The organism is Halomonas sp. HAL1 (genome assembly GCF_030544485.1).
In the GTDB taxonomy this organism is placed as follows: domain Bacteria; phylum Pseudomonadota; class Gammaproteobacteria; order Pseudomonadales; family Halomonadaceae; genus Vreelandella; species Vreelandella arctica.
This window is the reverse complement of the sequence record NZ_CP130610.1, coordinates 1,146,815-1,169,939: the sequence shown is the minus strand read 5'-3', so window position 1 is coordinate 1,169,939 and position 23,125 is coordinate 1,146,815. Positions and strand designations below refer to the sequence as shown.

The window sequence follows — 23,125 nt, the reverse complement described above, 5'->3', positions numbered from 1 at the left end:
CGTTTGGGCTTTTTAGCCCGCCTTCATCAACGTGAGGGCGACCTGTAAAAGCTTCACATCCTGCCAGCGGTCGGCGATTATCTGGACACCGACCGACATACCGGCACTACCTTGGCTCAACGGTAAATTGAGGCACGGCACTCCCAACAGTGTCCATGCCCGACAGTAAATCGGGTCGCCAGTTGCATCGAGGCCTTTCGGCGCTTCGCCTTGAGCACTAGCGGCGAGAATGATATCTACCTGCTCGCTAAATACCTGCGAGAGCGCCTGCTGCATATCACGGGTGGCGCGTTTTGCTTCGATATAGCGATTAAAGCTAGTCACCCTGCCCTGCTCGATTAGCTCAACCAGCTTTTCCCCCATCTTAGCGGCATAGTCATGATATGCACTCACCAGCGATTGGGCCGCTTCGTAGGCCAGCACCACTTTTTGATGCTCCACCAGCGCTTCGTATCGCGCATCCAGGCTTAACGGCACTATCTCTGCCCCCGCTTGTTCAAAGCGCTCTTGGGCATTTGCCAGGGCCTGCTTAACATCCGGCGCCAGCGGTTCATCAAACGGCAAGCTATGTATGCCGACACGAACGCCTTGGAGGTTATCCAGTGCGGAGATTGGAGGCGCCTTGGTCAGCGCCGAGAATGTCGTACAGACATCGTCGATGTGGCGTGTAAACCAGCCTAACGTATCTAATGAAGCTGCAAAGGGTTTAACACCGTCACAGCTAAGCGTGCCAAAGGTAGGTTTAAAGCCAAACACGCCACAATAGCTCGCTGGTCGAATCATGCTGCCAGCCGTTTGCGTACCAAATGCCAGCGGCACCATCCCAGCCGCCACGGCCGCAGCCGAACCGCTTGAAGAGCCTCCGGGGGTGCGCGTCGGGTCATGGGGATTATGGGTCTTGCCCGGCGTAAAATAGGCGAACTCCGTAGACACCGTCTTACCCATGATCAACGCGCCATTCTCCTCCAACAGCGTGACCAGCGCGGCGTTTAATTGTGAGCCAGGAGAGCTAAGATAACCGCGAGTGCCCCAGGTAATGGGCATATCAGTGGTGTCGATAATGTCCTTAATACCAACAGGCACTCCATACAGTGGCACGCTGCCAACATCTACATCTGAAGGCAACGCTGGCAAGCGTGGTGCCAGCGCCTCCCAGGCTTGTACCTCGGGCTCGCGTTTTTCTATATAGGCCGCGCAGTAATGCCACCAGTCGTAGGGCTCGGCACTGCCCTCTTTTAAAGCAGCTTGATAGTTCTCGATGGTCAAATGGGGGTCAATGGTCACAACACTCTCCTGTAAAACTATCAAAGGCTATTACTAACAGCTCATGCCTGTGAACAAATCAAGTGGCACGCGCTAGCACCACTTGATTGCCCTTTTTTATAAACAAGAAAACTACTGGACTACCTCACTGGCAAATGAGGCATCGACAATATCCTCGTAGTACATATCGCCTTTAATATTGCCCACGAACTGCTGCATTTCAATCGCGTTGGTAAAAGCGTCTTCAGTAATCATTACGCTCTCTGGATAGACACTATTTTCAATCATACGCTGAACGGCAGCGTCCACCACCTCTCCCTGCAGGTCACCAAATTCAAGCCGTGCTACTGCTTTTGCAATATCAACATCAGAGTGAATCAACTCCAGTGAATCATTAATCGCCATCACAAACCGTTTTACTAAATCAGGGTTTTCATCAATCATCTCTTGAGAAGTGTTAATAGTTGAAAAGGCATACTCGGGATAGTCATCGGTAAAGGCATGAATAATCTCCAAACCTTGAGATATGCCTTGTTCAACCTGTGGCTGATAAGCAACCGCAATATCACCGCGCCCTGAGAGCACAGGGCCCAGCTCAGAACCATTCTGTACTTCGGTGACATCCACTTCCCCTTCAAGCCCTGCATCGGCGATCAACCTGCGTATAAGTGTATTCGAGGTACCAGGCGCCAGCCCAACGACTACCTCTTTGCCTGCCAAGTCCGCAGGCGAGTCATAGTCGAGATCTGGATGAGCCAGGACCCATACAGGCGCACTGTTGGCCACGGCACTGATCGCTTTTCCGCTGCCCCCCTGCTCCTGAGCAAAACCTACGTGCTCAGGTCCATGAACAGAAAACTGTGATTCTCCCGCTAATACTGATGCTAAAGCAGCAGGCCCTGATCCCGCTGAGCGCACCACCGGCACGTCAATATTATGATTATTGAAAATGCCTTCATGTTTAGCGACATAGACCGGCAAATAGAGCAGCGAATGAAAGGCTTCATTAATTAAAATAGTATCCATATCGTCGGCTTGGAGCGGTGCAGTTGGGCTTAATGCGAGTAGCCCAGTACCGAAAACAGCATGCTTATAGACGGAAGAAAATTTCATCTTGTCTGCCTCTTGAGGTTATCGATTGACGAACAGTGGTGATGCACTACCTACTTCGCTGCATCTATCGTTGGCCTTGTTCCCATGGCAATAAGCGCTTCTCAACCTGAGATACGATGACGTACAGCACGATGGCCACAATCATTAATGTGATTACGCCCACCCAAACGACGTTAAGATTAAACAGGTTGCCTGCGACAAAAATCATGCGGCCCAACCCCCGATCAGAAGAGATAAACTCACCGCCAATTTCAGCAATCAAGGCAAATCCAATATTTAAGCGGAAAGCGGAAATGATCCAAGGTAACGACGCTGGCGCAACTACTTTGGTAAACACTTCACGACGACTGGCACCCATCGAGCGCATCAAGTTAATAAGGTTGCGATCTATTTGATGCGTACCTTGATAGGCAGAGAGCAGAGCGACAACAAAGGTGGCTACGAAGGCGAGAGCAATTTTTGACAGCATGCCGGAGCCAAACCAGATGATAATCATCGGCGCCAGAGCAATCTTGGGTAGGCCGTTGAGAGCCACCATGAAGGGGTCAATAATACGAGCGGTAGTCCGCGAGAACCACAGCAGCAACCCACTGATAGAACCTAGAATACTGCCTAGCAGAAACCCCACAACGGTGGCATAAACCGTCGCAATGGTGTCATTAAGTAACTGGCCAGACTGAATCAGACGCCAAGCTTCTGCCGCAATACCCATTGGCGAACCCATCAAAAAGGGATTAATCCAGTCAGTCATTACGCCAATTTGCCATAAGACAACCACTAACCCTATGCCAGCAACACGCCATAAATTGTCAGTTACGAAGCTACTTCGCGCGCGCTGCTCATCGTTCTCTTTAATACTCCCGGCACGAATAGTATGGGTATAGAACTGTGCTTCGCTCATTGCTCGGCCCCCGAAATTTGGATATCTAGATCGTCCCAAATTTTGTCAAAGTAATTCTGGTAACGGATATCACTTCGCGCTTTTAAACAGGAGCCAAGTTCGCGGGATAGGCCCACATCATAGATTTTCTTTACTGACGTAGGACGCTGTGTCATTACCGCCACCCGATCTGACATAGCAATAGCTTCGCCAATATCGTGGGTAATCAACACCACCGTTTTATGGTGCTCTTTAAGAATTGAGACGATCTCTTCTTCAAGCACCAAGCGTGTCTGGTAGTCGAGCGCTGAGAATGGCTCATCAAGAAGAATAAGGTCTGGATCAGTAATTAACGTACGAATCAGTGCAACCCGCTGACGCATACCACCTGACAGCGTACTGGGGTATTGATCAGCGAAATCTGCCAAACCATAACGAGCCAGTTGTTCGCGGGCCATTGCATAGCGCTTAGCTTTGGCTACGCCTTGAATTTCCAACCCCAAGCACACGTTGTCGATAATGGTGCGCCATGGAAAGAGCAAATCACGCTGCAACATATATCCAATACGCGCACCGCATGCTGGATCGCGACCACGTAAGGTAATACTGCCATCGCTGGGTTCGAGCAAACTGGCGATGATATTGAACATCGTGCTCTTACCACAGCCGCTTGGCCCTACGATGCTGATGAACTCCTCTTGCTTGATGTCTAAAGTGATATCTTCGATAACAGGAATTGATTCACCGCTGGGGCTTGTGAAGGCCTTCTTAACACCGCTTAGAGAAATAACGCTCTGGCGGTGCATACCTTGATCATTAAGCGTCGGGGCGGGGGGAGTTGCGATAGCAATTGACGCGTTCATCGTTAGAACCTTTGGGGATGCCGGAGTCTCCTTGAATCTGCATTTAATATGCCAAAAATCGATTTAATAATAAAAAATCAATATCTTCCTTTAAAACCAGCAATATCAAGTCTCTTTACGAGTTAGCAATGCTCTAAAACTCTCCCTACTTTTAAGTTTGCATGCACCATAATGAATGCATTTATTCGTTATTAAGTTAGACCTATTTCTAATTAACTCGATAAGCGTCAGTAGTTAACCAATTCAGCATCTAACTATGCTGAACTATCGTTACGCTCACGATACTGGTGAAGTAAGAAGAAACGTAGCATTTCCTTGGTGGCATCGGGGCCTTTCGGGTCGGTATAGCTGCCTTGGGTGCTGCCTCCTGACCAGGCGTGGCCAGCTCCATGAATGCGCCACTGCTCCATGTGTGGTTCGCCCTTCGCATTGTGGTGTGTGGTACGCGTATAGGCATGGCCATTAGCCACCTTTCCCTGCTCTACCTTCGCCCCTGCTTGGCGTGATGTGCTGTACTGGGCGGCCACTCGATCCGCATTGCTGGGGTGCACGGTAGTGTCGCGGTCGCCATGAAAGATAATCGCGGGCACTGCCGATGCCCAACCGGCCCCTTTCGCTTTACCACCGCCAAGAGGCCCTGTGCCACCCTGCATTGCGCCCAAGGCGTCGGGAAGACTTTGGGCCACGCCGTGGGGTAGCCCGGAGTGCACGCCCACCGCCGCAAACAGATCCGGGTAGGTCATCGCCAGAGTGGTTGCCATGGCGGCGCCTGCCGACAGGCCTGCGACATAGACGCGGGATTCATCAAGGCCATGGGTCTCAATGATCTGGCGGGTCATGCCCGCAATAATCGCGGGTTCACCGCCCTCGCGCTGTTGATCTTCGGCTTTGAACCAGTTCCAGCATTTCGAGCTGTTAGCGGTCATCGGCTGGGCCGGATAGAGCACACAACACAGCTGCTCTTCGGCCAGCCGGTTCATCTCGGTTCCGGCAGCGAAGTCTTCAGGGTTCTGTGTGCAGCCATGCAGCATCACCACCAGCGGCAGCGCCTGACCGGTATAACCGCTAGGGATATACAGTTTGTAATCACGCGAGCCCACATAGTTGGTAAACCGACCGGCAGTAAACGCCCCGGGCTGTGGTTCCTCGCTCGCACTCGGTGCTTGCTCGGGTTGCGCCATACCACCGCGAAACTTCATCCACTTGTCGCGCCATGCAGCAGGCACCTTAATATCGCCGGGTGTGAATGCGCCGGATGGCGCCTCAGCAGGCTCTGGCTTCGATTCGGTGGCTTCTTCGTCGATGACCTCGCAGGTTCCGTCGAAGGTATTGCCTTCCTGGTAGGATGTATTCGGCGTTTCAGCGCCTCTCGATTCAGGTGCGCTGCCCTGGAGAATAGCCATCGCCTCTTGCAGTTTTCCCGCTCGGGTTAGCCGCGTCGCTTCTTCCATTCGCTTCGTCATCGTGGCATCGATCATTTTCAATATCCTTATTCAATGATTACGTATTAAGTGTTTACTGAGTGATTTATTCAGTGGATGCGATCTGCCAGAGCGACCTTAACCGCTTTGCTGGCGTTCAAGGCGCCCAGAACCACCACGGATTCAATGGTGGCGAGGGCAAGCTCAGGCGTCACGTCGTCGGCAATGCTGGCCATGCCCAGCACCTGGATCTGTAATTTCTCCCCGGCTGACTGCAGGGCCTCAAGATCTGCACGGCTGTAATGCTCAAGACCCAACACAAACGCCTTACGGGTCACGGTTTCCTTAACGACCTCGGCATGGGTCGACAATTGATTGCGGATAGCGGTGCGAATCAGATCGGTCCGGTTGGAGTAAAAACCTTCCTGAACCAACAGATCGATCTGCCCCAGGTCGACCACCCCAAGGTTGATAGTGATTTTCTCACTGGAATCACCGCCCTTGCGGCGCATTTCATGCACGCTCATGTGTCGTTCCTCGTTGTGCTTAGTAGCCAGGGACTTTTAGCTGTGGCTTAAAACATCTAGACAGACCTTAAAGTCATCCAAATGGATTCCATATACCATCTATATGGATGGTATATTAGTCCAACTCTGCTAAGAGTCAACTAATAAGCAAAAGAGAACGGCACATAAATCCCAAGGAGGTGGCCGGAATAGAAGTGAAGGAAGGAGGCGTTGAAAGGGATTAACAGGAAGGAAGAGCCTCGGCTCAACTGTCGCTGAACTGACTTATTTCTCCTTTATGGTGAAACGATGACATTCTCGATGGTTGGAGGTTAGCTTGCACATTGCCGATGTGACGATGTTCCATGCACCCGCCAGCGGCGGTGTGCGTACCTATTTACAGGCCAAACACCGTGTTTTTTCGCGTATCCCCCAACTGCGCACCAGCCTGCTGGTACCGGGGGCGGAGCGCGATAGTTTGGGCGATCACCACACCTTACCAGCGCTACACCTGCCTTTAGGTCAGGGCTATCGTTTTCCATTACGTTCCGCCCCCTGGCGGGATGCCCTGGTTGATCTAAAGCCTGATCTTATTGAGGCTGGCGACCCTTATGTAACCGCTTGGGCTGCGCTTGCAGCAGGTCAACGGCTCGGCGTACCTGTGGTGGGCTTCTATCACTCTGATCTTCCGCGTTTGATGGGTGATCGCTTGGGGCGCTACGTTGAGAAGCGCTTAACCCGCTATGTAGCAGATCTTTATAGTCGGTTCGATAGCGTATTGGCGCCCTGTAACGCGATGGCAAATCGGCTGCGCGACTGGGGCGTCGATAATGTTCGCGTGCAGCCGTTGGGGGTCGATTTAGCGCAATTTAATCCCCAGCAGCGTGACCCGACTTTTCGACAGACCATGGGCATACCCAGCGATAAAAAACTGCTCATCTTTGTGGGACGCAACTCACGCGAGAAAAATATTGATGTGCTGCTTTCAACGATGCGTCAGCTAGGCAGCGATTACCATTTGCTGCTGATGGGCCCCGGCATGCCGCATCACGTACCCAGCAACGTCACCATTGTGGATCGCTGCTGTGGCGCCCACGAAGTTGCGACAGCGCTGGCCAGTAGCGATGCCCTATTGCACGCAGGCACCCGAGAAACCTTCGGCTTAATTGCTCAGGAAGCCATGGCCTGCGGCATTCCGGTGGTGGCAGCCAGGGCCGGGGCGCTGGCCGAAAACGTGCCACTGGGAGCGGGTATTTTATGCAAACCGCTTGACCCCACTGCCATGGCTGAAGCCTGTGTAGCGCTGTTTAGTAATGATGTCGCTGCTAGCGGGCGCTATGCGCGCCGCCATGTCGAGCGTCATTTCAACTGGGATGGCGTGATGCACTCTCTGCTTGAGCACTATCAGCAGCTTTGCCACGGCAGCCAACCCTATGCACTCCACCAACACCACTAGCCGTCGCCAGCTACTAAAGTGGCGGCCTATCCACGGCGTGATGATTGCCTTGGCGCTGATTGCGCCACTGGTGCTCACCGCCTGGCTGGGTGGAGCCGAGGCGCTTCAGCGCGTCAAACACTTTCCGCTTGGGTTGCTGCTACTGATGCTGGTGATGGCCTTTCTGTGCTGGAACCTAAATGCAGCAAGGCTTCGACTGATGCTGGGCGGCCGTGCCGGCAGGCTCGGCCAGCGCGGTGCGCTAGGGATTGAATTGGCGTCTAAGTTTGCGCTGTGCGCCACACCAGGTGGCAGCGGTGGCCCGGCGACCCTGCTGTTGTTGCTTGCACGGCGCGGCTTTCCACCGGCCAAAGGCGCGGCAGTGTTTCTGATTGATCAAGGCTGTGACTTACTGTTCTTCTTGGCCATGTTGAGCGGCCTGGTGCTCTTTTCGATGCTCAGTGACGCCCAGTGGCCACACCAATCACTCGTACAGTGGGCGCTGGTGGGATTAGCGTTCATGGCGACGCTGGTGAGTGTGGTCATGCGCTATCTGCCAAGTCTACTGCGCTCACCTGGCGTGAAAACGCCGTGGCCAAGCCAGTATCGCCGACGCTGGCTCGCACGGCGCCTACTGCGTTGTCGGCATGCACTCAAGGTGACGCTAGAGCTGCCGCGCACGACGCTGCTCGCGATGATGCTTTTGACCACTGCCCATTGGCTGATGCGCTACAGCTTGCTTTATTTGGCGGTACGGGGAGTGGGCGGCCATGCAGATTGGATGTGGACCTTCCTGACTCAAATGCTGGCGATGGCCGCGAGTCAACTTAGCTTTCTGCCTGGGGGCGCGGGCGCTGCGGAGGTGGGCGTGGGTGGTCTGTTGTTGCCGTTAATGGAGCGCGAACAGGCCGCTGCAGCGGTATTGGTGTGGCGGTTGGTCAGCTACCATCTTTACTTGGCGGCAGGTGCACCGCTGTTTGTGCTGTATAGCTATCGCATGCTGCGTCGCTCACCGGCGCCATAGCAGTATTATTTATAGCACGCAGAAATAAATAAGGGCGCCCCGAGGGGCGCCCTTATAGCGTGCAGCTAAACGTTCATGGCTTACCAGCCAGTCACTTCTTTCAGCGCATCACCGATTTCAGCCAAAGAGCGTACGGTTTTAACACCGGCGTCTTCTAGCGCAGCAAACTTCTCGTCAGCGGTGCCTTTACCGCCAGAGATGATTGCGCCCGCGTGGCCCATACGCTTGCCAGGAGGTGCAGTCACACCGGCAATGTAGGAAACCACTGGCTTGGAAACGTTGGCTTTGATGTAAGCCGCGGCTTCTTCTTCAGCCGTACCGCCGATTTCACCGATCATAACGATGGCTTCGGTTTTCGGGTCTTTCTCGAACATCTCAAGGATGTCGATGAAGTTAGAGCCCGGAATCGGGTCGCCGCCGATACCCACACAGGTAGACTGACCAAAACCGTGATCAGTAGTCTGCTTAACGGCTTCATAGGTCAAGGTACCAGAACGAGATACGATACCGACGCGGCCCGGCTGGTGAATGTGACCCGGCATGATGCCGATTTTGCATTCGCCTGGGGTGATAACACCGGGGCAGTTCGGACCGATCAGGCGTACGCCCAGCTCGTCACACTTCACTTTCGCTTCGAGCATGTCGAGCGTAGCGATGCCTTCAGTGATGCACACAATCAGCTTGATACCGGAGTTGGCCGCTTCAAGGATTGAGTCTTTACAGAACGGCGCCGGTACGTAGATAACGCTGGCTTCCGCGCCGGTTTTCGCTACCGCTTCTTTCACGGTATTGAAAACGGGCAGACCGAGGTGCTCTTGGCCGCCTTTGCCCGGCGTAACACCACCGACCATCTTCGTGCCATAGGCAATCGCCTGCTCGGAGTGGAACGTGCCCTGGCCACCGGTAAAGCCCTGGCAGATGACCTTGGTGTTCTTATCGATCAGGATGCTCATTACTTGCCCTCCGCCGCTTTAACGACCTGCTGAGCCGCGTCGGTCAGACTAGTAGCCGCGATAATGTTCAGACCGCTAGATGCCAGTTTTTCAGCACCCAGTTCGGCGTTGTTACCTTCCAGACGTACGACTACCGGTACATTGACGCCTACTTGCTCAACGGCACCGATAATGCCTTCAGCAATCATGTCGCAACGTACGATACCGCCGAAAATGTTAACCAGTACGGCTTTAACATTGTCATCCGACAGGATGATTTTGAACGCTTCTGCCACGCGCTCCTTGGTGGCGCCGCCGCCAACGTCCAAGAAGTTAGCGGGCTTGCCGCCGCTCAGGTTGACGATGTCCATGGTACCCATGGCCAAACCTGCGCCGTTAACCATGCAGCCGATGTTGCCATCAAGCGCGACATAGTTAAGTTCCCACTTCGCCGCATCGGCTTCACGCTGATCTTCTTGCGAAGGATCACGCATGGCCTGCAGGTCAGGGTGACGGTATAGCGCGTTGCTATCCAGCCCCAGTTTGGCGTCGAGGCAGTGCAGATTGCCTTCTTCAGTGACGACCAGCGGGTTAATTTCCAGCAGGGCTAGGTCTTTGTCGTGGAACAACTGAGACAGACCTAAGAAAATCTTGGTGAACTGCTTGATCTGGTCGCCTTTCAGGCCCAGCGCAAAGGCTAGCTCACGCGCTTGGTACGGCTGTGCGCCGACCAGCGGATCGATTTCAGCTTTGAGAATCTTTTCCGGCGTCTCTTCTGCAACCGTCTCGATCTCTACACCACCTTCGGTAGAGGCCATGAAGACCACACGACGGGTAGTACGGTCGACAACGGCACCGAGATAGAGCTCATCGGCGATGTCAGTGCAGGTTTCAACCAAAATCTTGGCAACCGGCTGACCTTTTTCGTCAGTCTGGAAGGTGACCAAGTTCTTGCCTAGCCACTTTTCAGCAAATGCTTTGGCTTCAGCAGGATCTTTGATCAGCTTAACGCCACCCGCTTTACCACGGCCACCGGCGTGCACCTGGGCTTTAACCACCCACATGTCACCACCGATTTTTTTGCAAGCCTCTTCCGCTTCTTCGGGAGTGTCGACTGCAAAGCCTTTAGACACTGGTAAACCATAATCGGCAAACAGCTGTTTACCTTGATACTCGTGAAGATTCATCGATTCATGCCATTGGTTGCATGTGACTCGAACGATGATCAGTTCTTTTTTAAGAGCCATCTTACAATAACGGTCTTAAAAGAACTGGCCATCCCCGTTCTTTCGATCTTTGCGGATTAAGACAAAGCCGAAAGTTTGCGCCACCCATAATAAGGTGGCGCTTCGTTGTTGCTTACTGAATTACTTACGCTTCTTGCGATTGGCCATATGAATCGCGTGGCCTTCCACCGCAAGTGCTGCTTCGTGAACAGCTTCCGACATGGTCGGGTGCGCGTAGCAGGTCAGGGCCAGGTCTTCGGCGCTAGAACCGAATTCCATGGCAATCACGCCTTGGGCGATCATTTCGCCAGCGTGTTGACCTACGATATGCATACCGAGAATACGGTCAGTTTCCGCATCGGCGATAATTTTGGCGCTGCCTTCGGTGGCGTTGTTAGCCATCGCGCGGCCGCTTGCCGCAAACGGGAAGGTGCCGGTTTTGACTTCGATGCCTTTCGCTTTAGCGTCTTGCTCGGTCATACCGACCCAAGCCACTTCTGGGTAGGTGTAGATAACGCTAGGAATGGTGTCGTAGTTCATCTCGGCTTTATGGCCAGCGATGATGTCCGCCACCATAATGCCCTCTTCAGAGGCTTTGTGCGCCAGCATTGGGCCGCGTACACAGTCACCAATGGCGTAAACGCCCGGGACGTTGGTACGGCACTGGTCGTCAACAAAGATAAAGCCACGCTCATCCAGCTCAACGCTAACACCGTCGGCAATTACGCCTTTGGTGTACGGACGACGGCCGACACAAACGATGAGTTTATCAAACGTCATCTCTTGTTCGCCGTTGCCATCGCTGTACTTCACAACGACTTCGTCGCCTTTGACCTCAGAACCGGTCACGCGAGCGCCCAGTTTGATATCCAGACCCTGCTTCTTAAGCAGCTTCTGAGTCTCTTTGGCAACGGTGGCATCCACCATCGGCAGGAAGGAGTCCATGGCTTCAAGCACGGTGACTTCTGAGCCCAAACGGTTCCATACACTGCCCAGCTCAAGGCCGATAATACCGGCACCAATCACACCCAAACGCTTGGGTGTTTCAGTGAATTCAAGTGCGCCGGTTGAATCAACAATCAGACCTTCGGTCAGCGGCGTCGGCGGAATTTCTACCGGCACTGAACCCGCTGCGATAACAATATTATCGGCATCGTAAGTGGTGGTCTTGCCATCGGTATCAGTGACTTCAACCTGCTTACCGGAAACCACTTTACCGGTACCTTCGATCGCCGTTACGCCGTTGGCTTTGAACAAGCCAGAGATGCCGCCGGTCAAGTTCTTAACGATCTTGTCCTTGCGCGCCATCATTTTGGTAACGTCCATCGAAACGTCGCCAGCCTGAATACCCATGTCATCGAAATCGTGCTTGGCTTCGACGAACTTGTGCGACGCTTCAAGCAATGCTTTAGACGGGATGCAGCCTACGTTCAAGCAGGTGCCGCCGTGAACAACATTGCCTTCTTTACCAACCCATTTTTCAACACAGGCCGCTTTCAGGCCCATCTGTGCGGCACGAATGGCGGCAACGTAACCGCCAGGGCCGGCACCAATAACGATCACATCAAACTTATCAGCCATGTTGGCTCCTTTAGCTTGCTGGCCTCTCCCCCCGCTTAAATTCGAAGCGGGGAGCAGGCTGTGTACGATTGCAGATAAATCCTGGTTAAGCAGTAGCGTAATTAATGAATATGACGCTTATGCTCTTTTTAGACGTCCAGCAGCAAACGTGCTGGGTCTTCCAGCAATTCTTTTAAAGTAACCAAGAATTGAACGGCGTCTTTGCCGTCGATCATGCGGTGGTCATAGGAGAGCGCCAGATACATCATCGGACGAATCTCGACCTTGCCGTTGACTGCCATCGGACGATCTTGGATCTTGTGCATGCCCAAAATGGCGGTTTGCGGCGGGTTGATGATCGGAGTCGACATCAGCGAGCCAAAGGTACCGCCGTTGGTGATGGTAAAGGTGCCGCCGATCATGTCGTCCATGCCCAGCTTACCGTCACGACCACGCTTGCCGAAATCGACAATTTTGCGCTCGACGTCAGCAATTTTCATGCTGTCAGTGTCACGCAGTACCGGCACAACCAAGCCACGGTCGGTGGAGACCGCAACGCCGATATCCTGATAACCGTGATAAACGATATCGGTACCGTCGATAGAGGCGTTAACGTCCGGGAATCGCTTGAGCGCTTCAGAAGCTGCTTTTACAAAGAAGCCCATAAAGCCCAACTTAATGTCGTGAGCTTTTAAGAACGTCTCTTTGTACTGCGCACGCAGGGCCATGATCTCGGTCATGTCCACTTCGTTATAAGTAGTCAGCATCGCCGCAGTTTGCTGCGCCTGAACCAAGCGCTTGGCGATGGTTTGACGCAGGCGGCTCATCGGCACGCGCTTCTCGATGCGCTCACCTTCAGCAGCCGGTGCAGCAGCAGCCGATTTCGCCGGTGCAGCCGATTTGGCTGCTTTCTTGGCGGAACCGTCGTTGACCGCTTTCTGTACGTCTTCTTTCAGGATGCGGCCACCTTTTCCGGTGCCCTTAATCTTGGCAACGTCGAGGTCGTGCTCAGCCACCATTTTACGGGCAGCCGGAGCGAGGATCTTGTCACCGACTTTCTCATCGGCGCCATCGTCGTCGCTGCTGGTGTCAGCTTTAGCAGGCGCTGAATCGCCGCCGCTTTCGCTGCCACTGCTGTCGCCACCGGCGCCTTCGGTGAAGGTCGCGAGAATCGCTTCGGATTCGACCTGGCTGCCCTCTTCGGCTTTAATTTCAGCCAGAGCGCCATCGGCCGGAGCAACCACTTCCAGTACGACTTTATCGGTTTCGATGTCGGCCAGCACCTCATCGCGCTTGACCGCTTCGCCGACTTTTTTGTGCCAAGTGGCCACGGTGCCTTCCTGAATCGACTCAGGGAAGCTCGGGGCTTTTACGTCGTGCTGCTTGCCGCCACCGCTACCGCCACTGGCAGGCTTTTCTTGCTTCTCTTCCGACGCCTTAGCGTCGGACTTCTCTTCGGATTTTTCAGCGCTATCATCGCTAGAAGATTTCTCTTCTTTGCTGCCTGACGCACTGCCTTCACCGATTTTGCCCAGCACCTGCTCTGACTGAACGGTATCGCCCTCTTCGGCCATCACGTCGGTCAGGGTACCCGCTTCCGGTGCGACGACTTCAAGCACCACTTTGTCGGTTTCAATCTCAACAATCAGCTCGTCACGCTCAACGCTGTCACCCGGCTTTTTATGCCACGCCGCCACTGTGCCTTCGGCAACGGATTCCGGAAAGGTTGGCGCTTTGATCTCAGTAGCCATGTCGTTTCCCTTATGTGTTCTCTAAATCCGGTGGCCGCTTATAAATTAAAAGCGTCTTCCACCAGCTGGCGCTGCTGTTCAGTATGGACGGACATATAGCCAGCTGCTGGTGCAGCAGAGGCAGGACGTCCTGCAAATTTCAACTCGCGTCCGAAGCCATCTTTCAGCATATCGGCCACTGCACGCATATTGTGCTGACTGGAGTACCAAGCGCCCTGATTAAGCGGCTCTTCCTGGCACCACACAATGTCTTCTACGTTGGTATAGCCTTGCAGCGCTTCCAGAAGTTCTTCTTTCGGGAAGGGATAAAGCTGTTCAAGACGTAAGATTGCCGTGTCATGACGCTCATTCTCGGCGCGCCAAGCGGCTAAGTCGTAGTAGACCTTGCCAGCACAAAGCACAACGCGGGTGACCTTCTCAGGCGCAAGATCGGCTTGATCAGCGAGCACCATATGGAACTTGCCGTGGGCCAGATCTTCAAGGCTCGACGTCGCTTCTTTATGACGCAGTAGTGATTTAGGCGTCATTACGATGAGCGGCTTACGCAGCGGACGAATCACCTGACGACGCAATAGATGATAAATCTGTGCGGGAGTCGTCGGTACACACACCTGCATATTGTGCTCAGCACACATTTGCAGGAAACGCTCCAAGCGCGCCGAAGAGTGCTCCGGGCCCTGGCCTTCATACCCGTGGGGTAACAGCATGGTTAGACCACACACCCGGCCCCACTTCGTTTCACCTGAAGAGATGAACTGGTCAACGACCACCTGGGCACCGTTAAAGAAGTCACCAAACTGGGCTTCCCAGATCACCAAATCATTCGGCGCTGTGGTTGAGTAGCCATACTCAAATGCCAGTACCGCTTCTTCCGAAAGGAAGGAGTCATGAATGGTGAAACGCGGCTGACCATCGGCCATGTTCTGCAGCGGCACATAGGTGGAACCATCTTTCTGGTTATGCACCACAGCATGACGGTGGGAGAACGTACCGCGCCCGACGTCTTGCCCGGTAATCCGAATCGGATGCCCCTGATCCAGCAGCGTGGCGTAGGCCAGCGTTTCAGCAAAGCCCCAGTTAAGCCCCAGCCCACCGGCCTGCATTTTACGGCGGTCTTCATAAATCTTGGCCACTTGACGCTGCACGTCGACACCATCCGGCACCTCGCACATACGGGCAGCCAACTGCTGCAGACGCTTCATATCAATCGTCGTGTCTGCATCGCCGGTCCACTCGTGGCCGAGGTAAGGCGCCCAGTCAACGAATAGAGAGGCATTAGGCTCTTGCACCAACGCATTGGCTACGTGGTTACCCGCCACCAAGTCATCACGATAGGTTTCAACCATCGCTTTGGCGGCCTCTTCAGAGAGCACACCCTGATCAACCAGGCGCTTGGCATAAAGCGAGCGCGCAGAGGGGTGATCTTTGATCTTGGCATACATCATCGGCTGCGTGCCTGACGGCTCGTCAGCTTCGTTGTGGCCACGACGACGGTAGCAAACAAGATCAATCACCACGTCTTTCTTGAACTGCTGGCGATAGTCAAGAGCAACTTGGGTAGCGTGCAGCACTGCATCAGGATCATCGCCATTGACATGAAAAATAGGCGCTTGAACCATCTTGGCAATATCAGTGCAGTATTCGGTAGAGCGAGCATCCAGTGGGTGTGATGTGGTGAAACCCACTTGGTTGTTGATCACAATATGAATCGTGCCACCGGTTTTATAAGCACGGGTCTGGGACATCTGGAATGTCTCCATCACCACGCCTTGACCGGCAAACGCCGCATCGCCGTGGACGTTGATTGGCAGCACTTTGCTACCCTCTTCGTCGTTACGACGGTCCTGACGTGCACGCACCGAACCTTCCACTACGGGTGCGACGATTTCCAGGTGCGATGGGTTAAACGACATCGCCAAATGGACTTCGCCGCCCGGGGACATGACGTTCGAACTGAAGCCCTGGTGGTACTTCACATCACCTGAGCCACGCTCAATAACTTTCTTGCCATCAAACTCATCAATCAAGTCAGCTGGGTTTTTACCCAAAATATTGACCAACAGATTGAGTCGCCCACGGTGTGCCATGCCGATGACCACCTCCTTGGTGCCATAACCGCCGGCACGCTGGATGAGTTCATCCATCATTGGCACAAACGTTTCACCGCCTTCAAGACCAAAGCGTTTGGTACCTGGATATTTGGATGCCAGGTAATTCTCCAAACCTTCAGCGGCCGTCAAACGCTCCAGTACGTGCTTACGCACATCAGCACTGAAATCAGGCGCACTGCGTACCGACTCGAAACGTCGCTGTAACCAACGTTTCTCTTCCGTATCGACGATATGCATGATCTCGCAGCCGATGGAGCGGCAATACGTGCGCTCCAACGCATCAACGATGTCACGCAATGGCGCTTTGTCGATACCTAAAAAGAAAGAACCGGTTTGGAACTCGGTGTCCAAATCAGCTTTTGAGAGCTGATGAAAGGACAGGTCGAGATCGGGGACGGGGGTGGGATTACGCAGTCCTAGCGGGTCGATATTGGCCTTTTGATGGCCACGGAAGCGGTAAGCGTTAATCAGCTGCAGGACTTTTACCTGCTTTTTGTTTTCACCGCTATCGGCAGCGGCAACTACACGGCCCGGACGACTTTCGCGCCCCAGCTGGTAGAACTGATCACGGACTGGGCTTAGTGGAACATCGTGGGAGGCACTGCCCTCGGGACGCGGCAACTCATCAAAATAGCTGCGCCATTCGTCAGGGACAGACTCAGGATCGGCGAGGTACTGCTCGTAAAGCGCTTCCACGTAGTGAACATTGCCGCCACTAACGTGAGAGGAACGCCACATCAACTCCATTATGCCTTGTTGCATCTCTCGGTCACCCTGCACTGATGGGGTGGTATCGGTATCGTCGCAAACGTGCGGCGACATCGCTATTGCCCTGCCGGCGGGGCGGGACATTTGCCGGCGGCGCCGGCCAACGGCCGGAAACCCTGTTCATCTAGCTATACATCATCAAGCTATTCATCATCTAACGCGTCATACGGTGTTTCGTCTTCAGTTCATGCTCGAAAGCCGGTACCCAAGGCACCGGCTTTCAAACTTGTCTGACCAGCGGTGCGACGTGACGCCGCACCACGTGACAAACCCTATGATAACAAGCGAAGCGCTATGATTTAAGTGGCATTATTACCCAACTTAAGTGGCACACGCTTTTTTACTCAAATGTCATAGACTTAGGTAGCATCTGCAAGAAGCATTTCGCGGATTTTACCGATCGCCCGAGTGGGATTAAGGCCTTTTGGGCAAACCGCCACACAGTTCATGATGCCACGGCAACGGAACACCGAGAACGGATCTTCCAGATTGCTCAACCGCTCGCTGGTAGCCGTGTCACGGGAGTCGGCCAGGAAACGGTAAGATTGCAGCAAACCGGCTGGGCCAACGAACTTCTCTGGGTTCCACCAGAACGACGGGCAAGACGTTGAGCAGCATGCGCACAGAATACACTCATATAAGCCATCTAGCTTGTCGCGCTCTTCCGGCGACTGCAGGCGCTCAATGGCAGGCGGCGGCGTGTCATTTTGCAGATACGGCTGAATACGCTCGTACTGCTTATAGAACAAGCCCATATCGACGACCATATCGCGAATAACCGGCAAGCCTGGCAGCGGACGCAGCACCAGCTTGTTGTTTTTCACAACGTCTGACAAAGGCGTAATACACGCCAAGCCATTTTTGCCGTTCATGTTCATGCCGTCGGAACCGCAGACGCCTTCACGGCAGCTGCGGCGAAACGCCAAACCGCTGTCTTGTTCTTTCATCATATGAAGAACATCCAGCACCATCACATCGCGGCCTTTGGTATCGACCTGAAACTCCTGCATGTAAGGTGCGGAGTCGGTTTCCGGATTGTAGCGGTATACGGATACCTGAAGATTGGACATAGTGACTCCCTCTCGTCTATGCGGCGTTTAGTAGGTACGAACCTTAGGCTCGAACGTATCAACAGTTTTCGGCTTGAAGTTAACGTCACGCTTCTTCAACTGCTTAGTCAGCGGGAAGAAGAGTGAGTGCTTCAGCCAGTTGACGTCATCACGGTCTGGATAGTCGTAGCGCGAGTGGGCGCCGCGGCTCTCTTTACGCTCAAGGGCAGCGATCGCCGTCGCTTCTGCCACTTCCATCAAGTTATCAAGCTCTAACGCTTCGACACGCGCGGTGTTAAAGGCATTGGACTTGTCAGGCAGGTGGGCATTAGCGATACGCTCACGCAGTTGCGCTAGCTTATCGACGCCTTCCAGCATGTTTTTCTCTTCGCGGAATACGCCGAAGGAGGTCTGCATGATGTCCTGAAGCTCAGCTTTCAGCTCAGGAATGCTTTCGCCGCCTTCAGACTCGTTCCAGCGCGTGATCCGCTTCATGGCTGACTCAATATCAGACTCGGAAGCGTCCAGGTACTCAATGCCTGCGTTCAGCGCGCCTTCGATAAACATGCCAGCGGCACGGCCGAAGACCACGAGATCCAGCAGTGAGTTACCGCCCAAGCGGTTAGCACCGTGAACAGATACACACGCCGCTTCACCACAGGCAAACAGACCGTTAACGATATGATCGTTACCGCTCTCATCCTGGGTAATCGCCTGACCATGAATATTGGTCGGAATACCGCCCATCATATAGTGGCAAGTCGGCACGACCGGGATCGGGTCTTTTGCCGGGTCGACGTGAGCAAAGGTCTTAGAAAGCTCAACGATACCGGGCAGACGCTTGCCAAGCACTTCTTCACCCAGGTGATCAAGCTTCAAGAAGACGTGATCGCCCTTCTCGCCGCAGCCACGACCTTCGAGGATTTCCATAACCATCGAACGAGCTACAACGTCACGACCGGCCAAATCTTTGGCGTTCGGCGCGTAGCGCTCCATGAACCGCTCGCCGTCTTTATTGATCAGGTAGCCACCTTCACCACGGCAACCTTCTGTGACCAGCGTGCCCGCACCGTAAATACCGGTCGGGTGGAACTGCCACATTTCCATGTCCTGCATCGGGAAGCCAGCACGCAGCGCCATGCCGATACCGTCACCGGTATTGATCAAGGCGTTAGTAGTAGAAGCATAAATACGGCCTGCACCACCGGTCGCGAGTACCGTGGCCTTGGATTTAACGTGAACCACTTCACCCGTCTCGATGCACATGGCGATACAGCCAACCACATCACCGCTGGCGTTCTTGACCAGATCCACCGCGTACCACTCGTTGAGGAACACGGTGTCGTTCTTCAAGTTATTCTGATAAAGCGTGTGCAACAGTGCGTGGCCGGTACGGTCGGCGGCTGCACAGGTACGTGCCGCCTGACCGCCTTCACCAAAGTTCTTCGACTGACCACCGAACGGACGCTGATAAATACGACCGTTATCTAAACGCGAGAACGGCAACCCCATGTGCTCGAGCTCAAATACCGCTTTCGGGCCTTCAGAACACATGTACTCGGCCGCGTCCTGGTCAGCGATATAATCGCCGCCTTTAACGGTGTCGTACATGTGCCAGCGCCAGTCATCATTCGGGTCATCGGACGCGATCGCACAGGTGATGCCACCCTGGGCAGATACGGTGTGAGAGCGGGTCGGGAAAACTTTCGATAACACGGCCGTCTTTTTACCAGACTTCGCCAGTTCCAAAGCGGCTCGCAGGCCAGAGCCACCACCACCAATGATAATGGCGTCAAACGTCAGGCTACGCAGATTAGACATGTATTCAAGCTCCCCACAGAATTTGAATGCCCCACACCAAGTACACGAAAATGCCCAGGATGATGACAGCTTGGACACCCACGCGCAGGCGAGTGGACTTGAGATAGTCGGTGGTGACGGTCCACAGGCCGATCCAGGCGTGTGCAGCTAAGGCGACAAAGGCCAATAGCGAGAAAATCCGCATCCACGTTTGGTTGAACAGGCCGCTCCACGCGTAGTAATCGAGATCGGGATTAAACAGCAGAAAGGCAACGATAAAGACCGTGTAGACGGCCAGAATCACCGCAGAAACGCGCTGCATCAGCCAGTCAGAAAGCCCACTACGGCCAAAACTTGTGATGTTAGTTACCATACCCAAACTCCTGCCAGAATAATCAGAACGGCACTGACCACGACGGTGATCTGCGCTTTTTGTACGCCACCTTCAAGGGTCACACCAATGTCGACATCCATCAGCAGGTGCTTAATGCCTGCGACAAAGTGGAATGCCAGGGCGGACAACAGCCCCCAAGCGATTAACTTAGCCAAGAAATTATTGGCCAGCACATCGCTAACGGCGTCAAAACCCGCCGGAGATGACAAGGATTTACCCAGCGCCCAAAAAGCGAAAATCAGGCCAACGAACAGGATGACACCCGTGATACGGTGTGCGATCGACGTCAGGGCCGGGAGTGGGAAATGGATCGTAGTAAGGTCTAGGTTTACGGGTCGTTTGCTATTCACGGCTTTGTACACACTCTCTTGGCCCGCTCTACGACAGGTCGGGCATGGCCCGAGCGGGCGGTGGTTGCTGGAAGGGGCTCGGCCGTTGCCAAGTCGGGCACGACCACCTACCTGCCGGTCGCGCGCCGTGGATTATAAGAACCTTCGCCCTCGCTTACAAACCGAACTCGACTATGGTGCAAGAAAATTGCCATCATTCGGATTCGATTTTGCGCTGCAGCATCGCTATAGTGACGATAGAGTAGCAATTTGATAAGCCTGTTAACATCTCATGTTAAACTATTGTTAAAATATCGTCGGACTTTTAACGCTTTGTCATATTGTAGACTTTTAATTCTTATACAAACCTCATCATAATAACAATTTTCGTACAATACGCAGCTAGCGCTTAGGCTAATTGACAAAATGTCGCACACTTCTATAGTGGGCAGGCCTTTTCGCCGGCGCGGTATGCGCAGCAATGACTTTACGTCCCAACCCGAATTCGAAAGGAGGCCAGCATGGCTGACAGGAAAGCGACATTGACGGTAGACGGTCTTGATAAACCGATCGAGCTACCCATGTATTCCGGCACACTTGGCCCCGACGTCATCGACGTACGCGGTTTAGGCGCTGAAGGCCTGTTCACCTACGATCCCGGCTTCATGGCCACCTCTTCCTGCCAGTCTGCCATCACCTATATTGATGGCGGCAAGGGCGTACTGCTTCACCGCGGCTACCCCATCGACCAGCTGGCCAAAGAGTCTAATTTCGTAGAAGTGTGCTACACCCTGCTGTTTGGTGAGCTACCTAACGATGAGCAGTACGCTGATTTTGAATCGCGCATTCGTAACCACACGATGGTTCACGATCAAATCAACAACTTCTTTAAAGGGTTTCGCCGCGACGCGCACCCGATGTCTATCCTGTGTGGCGTAGTAGGTGGCCTAGCCGCTTTCTATCACGACCATATGGACATCACTCAAGAAGAAGATCGCATCATCAGCGCGATCCGTTTGATTGCTAAAATGCCGACGCTGGCAGCAATGTCGCACAAGTATAATGTGGGTCAGCCGTTCAACTATCCGCGCAACGACCTGAGCTATGCAGAGAACTTCCTCTACATGATGTTCAGCAACCCGTGCGAAGAGTACAAAATCAACCCGGTATACGCGAAAGCCATGGACCGCATCTTTATGCTACATGCGGATCATGAGCAGAACGCTTCTACCTCTACGGTACGCCTGGCAGGCTCCACGGGCGCTAACCCGTTCGCCTGTATCAGCGCAGGTATCGCGGCACTTTGGGGCCCCGCTCACGGCGGTGCTAACGAAGCCGTGCTGGCCATGCTTGACGAAATCGGCGAAGACTCGGAAGAGAACATCCAGCGCTTTGTTGATAAAGCCAAGGATAAAGACGACCCGTTCAAGCTGATGGGCTTCGGTCACCGCGTTTATCGCAACTTTGATCCGCGCGCCAAGGTAATGAAAGAGACCTGCGACGAAGTCCTCGCCGAGCTCGGCATGGCCGACGACCCACAGCTTAAAATTGCCAAGCGACTTGAGCAGATCGCCCTTGAAGACGAATACTTCATCGAGCGTAAGCTGTACCCCAACGTCGATTTCTATTCAGGCATCATTCTGAAAGCGATGGGTATCCCCACCAATATGTTCACCGTGATCTTCGCGGTATCGCGCACCATTGGCTGGATCTCTCATTGGCACGAAATGCTCAGCGAAAGCTACAAAATCGGCCGTCCGCGTCAGCTCTACATTGGTCACGACCAACGCGACTACCCGAAAAAATAAATCAACACCCCGCTTGATCAAAGGCCACCTTCGGGTGGCCTTTTGCGTACGGCCCCTTTCACGCTGACATTACGTCAAGCTACCTACCAGCGACTTGTGCTAACAACGGCTTCTACACGGTTTGCAGCTTGCGCCGCTACACCAACGAGGGCTTGAGCAAGCTCACCGCCTGACGCGCTTCTATGATACCCGTGGTAACCACCCCCAACTGACTTCCCTGGATAGCACCATTACTTAGTCAATTTTGAATCAGCCATTGCGCTAAATCACCACCATTAAAACGCCTGAACACCCCCTAATATCGCTTGACATTTTTGCCTCTCGGCCTCGCTCAGGGTTTTCCACACTATCTGTGGATAACCCTGTTCACAACCACTTTAAAACGTCCCGCAATCGCCATGGGCAGTGGGCCAGCCTTAAATTGGTCATTTTTTGACCTAATGTAAGTAGCTGTTTTTAAACGATTTAAGTTCTGTTCAATATTTTTTGCGTCAACAACAAGGGGTTGTGCACAACCTTGAAATCAGAATCGCAAAAGTGGACAAGTCAAGCATAAAATCGCCCAAAAAGTGGCGATTTGTAGCTTTTTTGTGAACGGCGGGAACGCAGAAATCCAGCAGATGAGAAGACTCATTGCCAGAAAAAAACATTAGAAAGGGAATAGTAAGTAGTGGCGTCCCATAGGGGGTTCGAACCCCTGTTACCGCCGTGAAAGGGCGGTGTCCTAGACCACTAGACGAATGGGACGTATAACACTAGACATATAACGCTAAAAGCGTGTCTTCCCGAGCAACTATTCACATGCCGCTGAATTGGTGGAGCCTAGCGGGATCGAACCGCTGACCTCAACACTGCCAGTGTTGCGCTCTCCCAGCTGAGCTAAGGCCCCACA

General features: G+C 53.6%; 18 protein-coding genes and 2 tRNA genes. 3 read left to right on the top strand and 17 right to left on the bottom strand.

What is annotated here, in order from left to right:
* Positions 1–12: 12 nt before the first annotated feature.
* The 6 genes from Q3Y66_RS05570 to Q3Y66_RS05545 form a co-directional block, all read right to left on the bottom strand.
* Positions 13–1,284 carry an amidase gene (locus tag Q3Y66_RS05570; RefSeq protein WP_008958551.1) on the bottom strand — a complete coding sequence of 424 codons (1,272 nt, stop codon included), beginning with the start codon at positions 1,282–1,284 and terminating at the stop codon, positions 13–15.
* Positions 1,285–1,395: 111 nt separating this feature from the next.
* On the bottom strand, positions 1,396–2,376 hold the full coding sequence (locus tag Q3Y66_RS05565; protein ID WP_008958552.1) for an ABC transporter substrate-binding protein: 981 nt from the start codon (positions 2,374–2,376) through the stop codon (positions 1,396–1,398).
* A gap of 64 nt (positions 2,377–2,440) precedes the next feature.
* Complete coding sequence (locus Q3Y66_RS05560; protein ID WP_008958553.1) at positions 2,441–3,277, bottom strand: ABC transporter permease; 837 nt, start codon at positions 3,275–3,277, stop codon at positions 2,441–2,443.
* Positions 3,274–4,119 (bottom strand): ABC transporter ATP-binding protein, encoded by an 846-nt coding sequence (locus Q3Y66_RS05555; protein WP_008958554.1) that lies wholly within the window; start codon positions 4,117–4,119, stop codon positions 3,274–3,276. Before Q3Y66_RS05555 ends, Q3Y66_RS05560 begins: the two co-directional genes overlap by 4 nt.
* 254 nt (positions 4,120–4,373) lie before the next feature.
* The gene (locus Q3Y66_RS05550) at positions 4,374–5,597 is read right to left on the bottom strand and encodes a PHB depolymerase family esterase (protein WP_008958555.1); all 1,224 of its coding nucleotides are present in this window, start codon (positions 5,595–5,597) and stop codon (positions 4,374–4,376) included.
* A gap of 53 nt (positions 5,598–5,650) precedes the next feature.
* Positions 5,651–6,067, bottom strand: a complete 417-nt coding sequence (locus Q3Y66_RS05545; RefSeq protein WP_008958556.1) for a CopG family transcriptional regulator — start codon at positions 6,065–6,067, stop codon at positions 5,651–5,653.
* A 316-nt stretch (positions 6,068–6,383) separates the two neighbouring features.
* On the opposite strand from Q3Y66_RS05545, the gene Q3Y66_RS05540 reads away from it, so the two are divergent.
* Together Q3Y66_RS05540 and Q3Y66_RS05535 are read left to right on the top strand one after the other, a co-directional pair.
* A complete protein-coding gene (locus Q3Y66_RS05540; RefSeq protein ID WP_008958557.1) occupies positions 6,384–7,502 on the top strand; it encodes a glycosyltransferase family 1 protein in 1,119 nt (372 codons plus the stop codon).
* Positions 7,480–8,505 (top strand): lysylphosphatidylglycerol synthase transmembrane domain-containing protein, encoded by a 1,026-nt coding sequence (locus Q3Y66_RS05535; RefSeq protein ID WP_008958558.1) that lies wholly within the window; start codon positions 7,480–7,482, stop codon positions 8,503–8,505. Before Q3Y66_RS05540 ends, Q3Y66_RS05535 begins: the two co-directional genes overlap by 23 nt.
* Before the next feature lie 80 nt (positions 8,506–8,585).
* On the opposite strand, the gene sucD is transcribed toward Q3Y66_RS05535, so the two are convergent.
* The 9 genes from sucD to sdhC form a co-directional block, all read right to left on the bottom strand.
* On the bottom strand, positions 8,586–9,458 hold the full coding sequence (gene sucD, locus Q3Y66_RS05530; protein WP_008958559.1) for a succinate--CoA ligase subunit alpha: 873 nt from the start codon (positions 9,456–9,458) through the stop codon (positions 8,586–8,588).
* Positions 9,458–10,624 (bottom strand): ADP-forming succinate--CoA ligase subunit beta, encoded by a 1,167-nt coding sequence (sucC, locus tag Q3Y66_RS05525; protein WP_008958560.1) that lies wholly within the window; start codon positions 10,622–10,624, stop codon positions 9,458–9,460. The genes sucD and sucC overlap by 1 nt, the downstream gene beginning before the upstream one ends.
* Before the next feature lie 180 nt (positions 10,625–10,804).
* A complete protein-coding gene (gene lpdA, locus Q3Y66_RS05520) occupies positions 10,805–12,244 on the bottom strand; it encodes a dihydrolipoyl dehydrogenase (protein WP_008958561.1) in 1,440 nt (479 codons plus the stop codon).
* 128 nt (positions 12,245–12,372) lie between these two features.
* Entirely contained in the window at positions 12,373–13,974 is a 1,602-nt protein-coding gene (odhB, locus tag Q3Y66_RS05515) for a 2-oxoglutarate dehydrogenase complex dihydrolipoyllysine-residue succinyltransferase (protein ID WP_008958562.1), read from the bottom strand.
* Positions 13,975–14,012: 38 nt separating this feature from the next.
* Positions 14,013–16,847, bottom strand: coding sequence for a 2-oxoglutarate dehydrogenase E1 component (locus tag Q3Y66_RS05510; protein WP_008958563.1), 2,835 nt, complete (start codon positions 16,845–16,847; stop codon positions 14,013–14,015).
* A gap of 365 nt (positions 16,848–17,212) precedes the next feature.
* Entirely contained in the window at positions 17,213–17,923 is a 711-nt protein-coding gene (locus Q3Y66_RS05505) for a succinate dehydrogenase iron-sulfur subunit (protein ID WP_008958564.1), read from the bottom strand.
* A gap of 27 nt (positions 17,924–17,950) precedes the next feature.
* Positions 17,951–19,723 (bottom strand): succinate dehydrogenase flavoprotein subunit, encoded by a 1,773-nt coding sequence (gene sdhA / locus Q3Y66_RS05500; RefSeq protein WP_008958565.1) that lies wholly within the window; start codon positions 19,721–19,723, stop codon positions 17,951–17,953.
* 4 nt (positions 19,724–19,727) lie between these two features.
* A complete protein-coding gene (sdhD, locus tag Q3Y66_RS05495) occupies positions 19,728–20,075 on the bottom strand; it encodes a succinate dehydrogenase, hydrophobic membrane anchor protein (RefSeq protein ID WP_008958566.1) in 348 nt (115 codons plus the stop codon).
* Entirely contained in the window at positions 20,069–20,446 is a 378-nt protein-coding gene (gene sdhC, locus Q3Y66_RS05490) for a succinate dehydrogenase, cytochrome b556 subunit (RefSeq protein WP_202945549.1), read from the bottom strand. The genes sdhD and sdhC overlap by 7 nt, the downstream gene beginning before the upstream one ends.
* A 500-nt stretch (positions 20,447–20,946) precedes the next feature.
* On the opposite strand from sdhC, the gene gltA reads away from it, so the two are divergent.
* Positions 20,947–22,233, top strand: a complete 1,287-nt coding sequence (gene gltA / locus Q3Y66_RS05485; RefSeq protein ID WP_008958568.1) for a citrate synthase — start codon at positions 20,947–20,949, stop codon at positions 22,231–22,233.
* Positions 22,234–22,904: 671 nt separating this feature from the next.
* On the opposite strand, the gene Q3Y66_RS05480 is transcribed toward gltA, so the two are convergent.
* Both Q3Y66_RS05480 and Q3Y66_RS05475 read right to left on the bottom strand, forming a co-directional pair.
* A tRNA-Glu gene (locus tag Q3Y66_RS05480) sits at positions 22,905–22,980 on the bottom strand.
* Between the two features lie 66 nt (positions 22,981–23,046).
* A tRNA-Ala gene (locus Q3Y66_RS05475) sits at positions 23,047–23,122 on the bottom strand.
* Positions 23,123–23,125: the final 3 nt, after the last annotated feature.